Below are 4,274 nucleotides of genomic sequence, written 5' to 3'. Positions count from 1 at the left end.
TGGGCGTATGCGGCCACGTTGCGGGCGTGGTCGGCGAGTGACGCGTTCACGTTGAACGTGACGGTCAACGAGCGGCTGCCGCTGCATCCCGACATCGACCGCGTCATCGGCGAGTACACGTCTCAGGTCCTCGTCGCGTTCCAGAGCGATGCCCAGGACCCCGTCCGCGATCAGATCACCGCACTACAGGACCGGTTCTGGCAGGACTTCGAGCACCGCGCCTTCAGCGGCGTCCGCGTTCTGCGGGAACTGGCGCGGAGCGACGACCGTACCCGCACCACCATGCCGTTCGTCTTCGACGCCGTGCTGGGCCAGGACATTGACACGGCAGATCTCCCGGAGTGGTTCCAGGGCCTGCCGTACGTCTCAGCGACAGCACCGCAAGTCGCCCTCGAATGCCAGGTGTTCGAGCTGGGTGGTGTGCTGCGGGTGAATTGGGCGGTGGTGGAGGAGTTGTTCCCGCCGGGGTTGGTGGATGCCGCGTTCGCCGCGTTCGGTGGGTTGGTGGAGCGGTTGGCTGATGACGAGGGTCTCTGGGACGCGTCCGAGCTGGGGCTGGTCGGTCCTGCGGAGTTGGTGGCGCGGGAGAAGGTGAACGCGACGGCGGCGGTGCTGCCGACGGGGCTGCTGCATGAGCTGGGCGGTTCTTTGCGGGCTCGGGGTGAGGTTCCGGCCGTGATCGCGATGGATCGGACGGTCGGTTATGCGGAGTTGGATCGGCGTGCGGCGCGTATCGCCCGCAGGCTGAGGGAGTTGGGGTGTTGTCCGAACACGCTGGTCGGTGTGGTGATGGACAAGGGCTGGGAGCAGCCGGTGGCGGCGTTGGGTGTGCTGCAGTCGGGGGCTGCGTACCTGCCGGTTGACGCGGCGTGGCCGGTGGAGCGGGTGCACCACATCCTGGGCCGGGGCCAGTGCCGGGTGGTGCTGACGCAGGCGCGGTTGGCGCGGATGCTGGAGTGGCCGAGCGACGTGACCGTGCTGGCGGTGGATGACGAAGCTGTGTGGGCCGGAGTGGATGACGGGCCTCTCGATGCGGCGGCGGGTTTGGATGACCTGGCGTATGTGATCTTCACGTCGGGTTCGACGGGTGAGCCGAAGGGGGTGATGATCGACCATCGGGGGGCGGCCAACACGGTGGCGGACATCAACGACCGTTTCGGTATCACGGCGGGGGACCGGGTGCTGGGGCTGTCGTCGTTGAGTTTCGACCTGTCGGTGTGGGATGTCTTCGGTGTGTTCGCCGCCGGCGGCACCCTCGTTCTGCCGCGGCCGGACGCCGGCCGTGATCCGGAAGCCTGGGGCGAGCTCGCACGGCGGCACGGAGTGACCGTGTGGAATTCGGTGCCGGCGTTGGTGGAGATGCTGGTGGAGCATGCCGGTGCCCGCCGGGAGTCGCGGGAGTCGCTGGGCGGGCTGCGGCTGGTGCTGATGAGCGGGGACTGGATCCCGTTGTCCCTGCCTGATCGGATCCGGGGCGTGGTGCCGGAGGCGGAGTTGGTGAGTCTGGGGGGTGCGACGGAGGCGTCGATCTGGTCGATCTGGCATCCGATAGGGGAGCTGGATCCGGGTTGGCCGAGCGTTCCGTATGGGCGTCCGCTGGCGAATCAGACTTTCCATGTGCTGGATGGGGGTCTGTGTCCGGTTCCGACGTGGGTGCCGGGGGAGTTGTTCATCGGCGGTGTCGGGGTCGCGCGCGGTTACTGGGGTGATGCGGACAAGACCGCGGAGCGGTTCCTGACGCATCCGGTCACCGGTGAACGGCTGTACCGGACGGGGGATTTGGGTCGTTATCATCCGGACGGGACGATCGAGTTCCTGGGCCGTAACGACCATCAGGTGAAGATCAACGGTTATCGGATCGAGCTCGGTGAGATCGAGGCCAGGCTCACCGCCCACCCGGGGGTCAGGGACGCCGTCGTCACCGCCACCGACAACCACCTCACCGCCTACCTCACCCCAGCTGCTTCCGAGGACGTCAGTGGGGAGGACCGGCTCCGCGTCAGCGAGTGGGAGAGGGTCTTCAACGCCATGCGCTCCGAAGTCGGCGTAATCGGCGACGACTTCGACACGACGGGCTGGATCAGCACGTACACGGGCGCTCCCATCCCCGACGAGGCGATGCGGGAGTGGGTCGACGAGACCATGCGCCGCATCCTCGAATGCGCGCCCTCGCACGTACTGGAGATCGGCTGCGGCACAGGCCTGTTGGCGACCCGCATCGCCCCCCATGCGCACTACATCGGTGTTGACGTCTCCGCCGAGACCCTTGCCACTCTCCAGACGTACTTCGACGCCCGCCCCGAATACGCACACCGGGTCCGCCTGCTCCACCGGGATGCCCGCGATCTGGCGGACGTCGAGGACTCCAGCGTCGACTGCGTCGTCGTGAACTCCGTTTCGCAGTACTTCCCGAGCGGCGCGTACCTCATGGATGTGCTGCGCGAGGCGGCTCGGGTGCTGTCCGACGACGGCACGCTGTTTGTGGGCGACGTTCGTGACCTGCGCCTCCTGCGCGCCTTCCACACATCGGTCGAGCTCCATCAGGCAACACCTGCCGACTCGATGGAGGAGGTGGCGGAGCGTGTAGTCCAACGTGCCGGGCGAGAGGGCGAGTTGGCGATATCCCCCGATCTTTTCCGCGGACTGCGGAGCCTGGGCTTCAACACGGTCAGCCTGCGACCGAAGAGCGGGGACCCGACCACGGAGATGGCGGACTACCGGTACGACGTGATCCTGAGCAAGTTCCCGACCACGGTCGTAGCCGAGGTGCCGGATCACGTCACGGTTCTGGACGGACACTCCGAAAGCGTCGTCGACGACCTCCGCGCCTCCCTCCAGGAGTCCGCCTCCCGCGCTACCGCTGCCGTGGTGGTGCGTGGAGTGCGGAATCCGCGCCTCACCCGCGATCTGCGAGCCGCTGACCTTCTGGAGCGCGGCTCGGCAGAGGGTCTCGAAGATGTCAGTCCGAGTGAGGCGGCGACCGAAGGGTTCCGCACCGACGATCTACGGACCATGGCGCAGGACGGCGGCTGGCTGGTCGAAGCCTGTCTGGCCGAGTCGCCGGCTGCGGCCGACATCGTCTTCTACCGCGGCGATCGGCCGACGCTCCTGGCAGAGGACTGCCAATCCCGGGATCTGAACGGCGCGACGGGCGAGTTGGTGAACTCCCCGGCCGCACCGCAGCTCAGCTCCCGATTGGTGGAATCCGTGAGCGACCACCTGGCCGGTACGCTGCCCGCCTACATGCTGCCGGAGCGGTTCGTGATCCTCGATCGCCTTCCGCTGTCGGCCAACGGCAAGGTCGACCGCAGTCGTCTTCCGGCACCCGGCCTCGACGACACGGCTGAGGGGCCCGAGGACGGCTCCACCCCGCGGAACCTCCGGGAGGAGCGTCTGTCGGCAGTCTGGTGCGGCGTACTCGGCCGCCAGAGCATCGGGATCCACACCGACTTCTTCCGTGCGGGAGGTGACAGCCTGCTCGCGGTCCGAACGGCGTCAGCGGCCGCCTCGAACGGTTTGCCGCTCACCGCGGCCGACATGTTCGCCCACCCCACGATCGCCGCACAGGCCGCGCTCCTGGCGAGCCGTGAGCACGGTGCGGACGGAGAGGGGCTGGCACTGCCTCAGCTCGTACCCGACCCCGAGGGGCGGTTTGAGCCGTTTGCTCTGACGGATTTGCAGCAGGCGTATCTATTGGGGCGGGGTGGGTTTTTCGCGTTGGGGAATGTGCCGGCGGCGTTCTATGCGGAGATCGATGGGGTGTCGGTGGATGTGGGGCGGTTGGAGGCGGCGTGGAATGCGGTGGTGGGGCGGCATGACATGTTGCGGACGGTGTTCACGGAGGATGGTCGGCAGCGGGCGTTGGCTGAGGTGCCGGTGTATCGGTTCGCGAGGCATGACCTGAGGGATGTGGGTGCCGGCGAGCGTGAGGCTCGGTTGGGCGCGGTGCGGGAGGAGTTGTCCGGGCGGGTTCGGGAGCCTGGGCGGTGGCCGCTGTTCGAGGTGGCGGTGACGCGGCTGGACGAGGAGCGGACGCGTATCCACGTCGCCGTCGACCTCCTCATCGCCGACGGAGCCACATTGGGCAGGCTCGTTCACGAATGGGGCGCCCTCTATCGCGACCCCGAGGCGGAGATCACCGCTCCGGCAGTCACCTTCCGTGATTATGTGCGGGCGTTGGAGGGGGTTGAGGAGTCGGCGGCGTTTGTGCGGGCGCGGGAGTACTGGCTGGGGCGGTTGGATGAGTTGCCTGCTGCGCCGGAGTTGCCGTTGCG

General features: G+C 67.8%; 1 protein-coding gene. It reads left to right on the top strand.

Features of this window, described 5'->3' with window-relative positions:
• Positions 1-4,274 (top strand): non-ribosomal peptide synthetase (locus FE633_RS46665; RefSeq protein WP_138051225.1); only part of this gene is annotated, 4,274 nt, incomplete at both ends.

The sequence above is a fragment of the Streptomyces montanus genome, from assembly GCF_005786655.1.
GTDB classification, from domain to species: Bacteria; Actinomycetota; Actinomycetes; order Streptomycetales; family Streptomycetaceae; genus Streptomyces; species Streptomyces sporangiiformans.
This window is presented reverse-complemented; position numbering and strand designations above follow the sequence as displayed.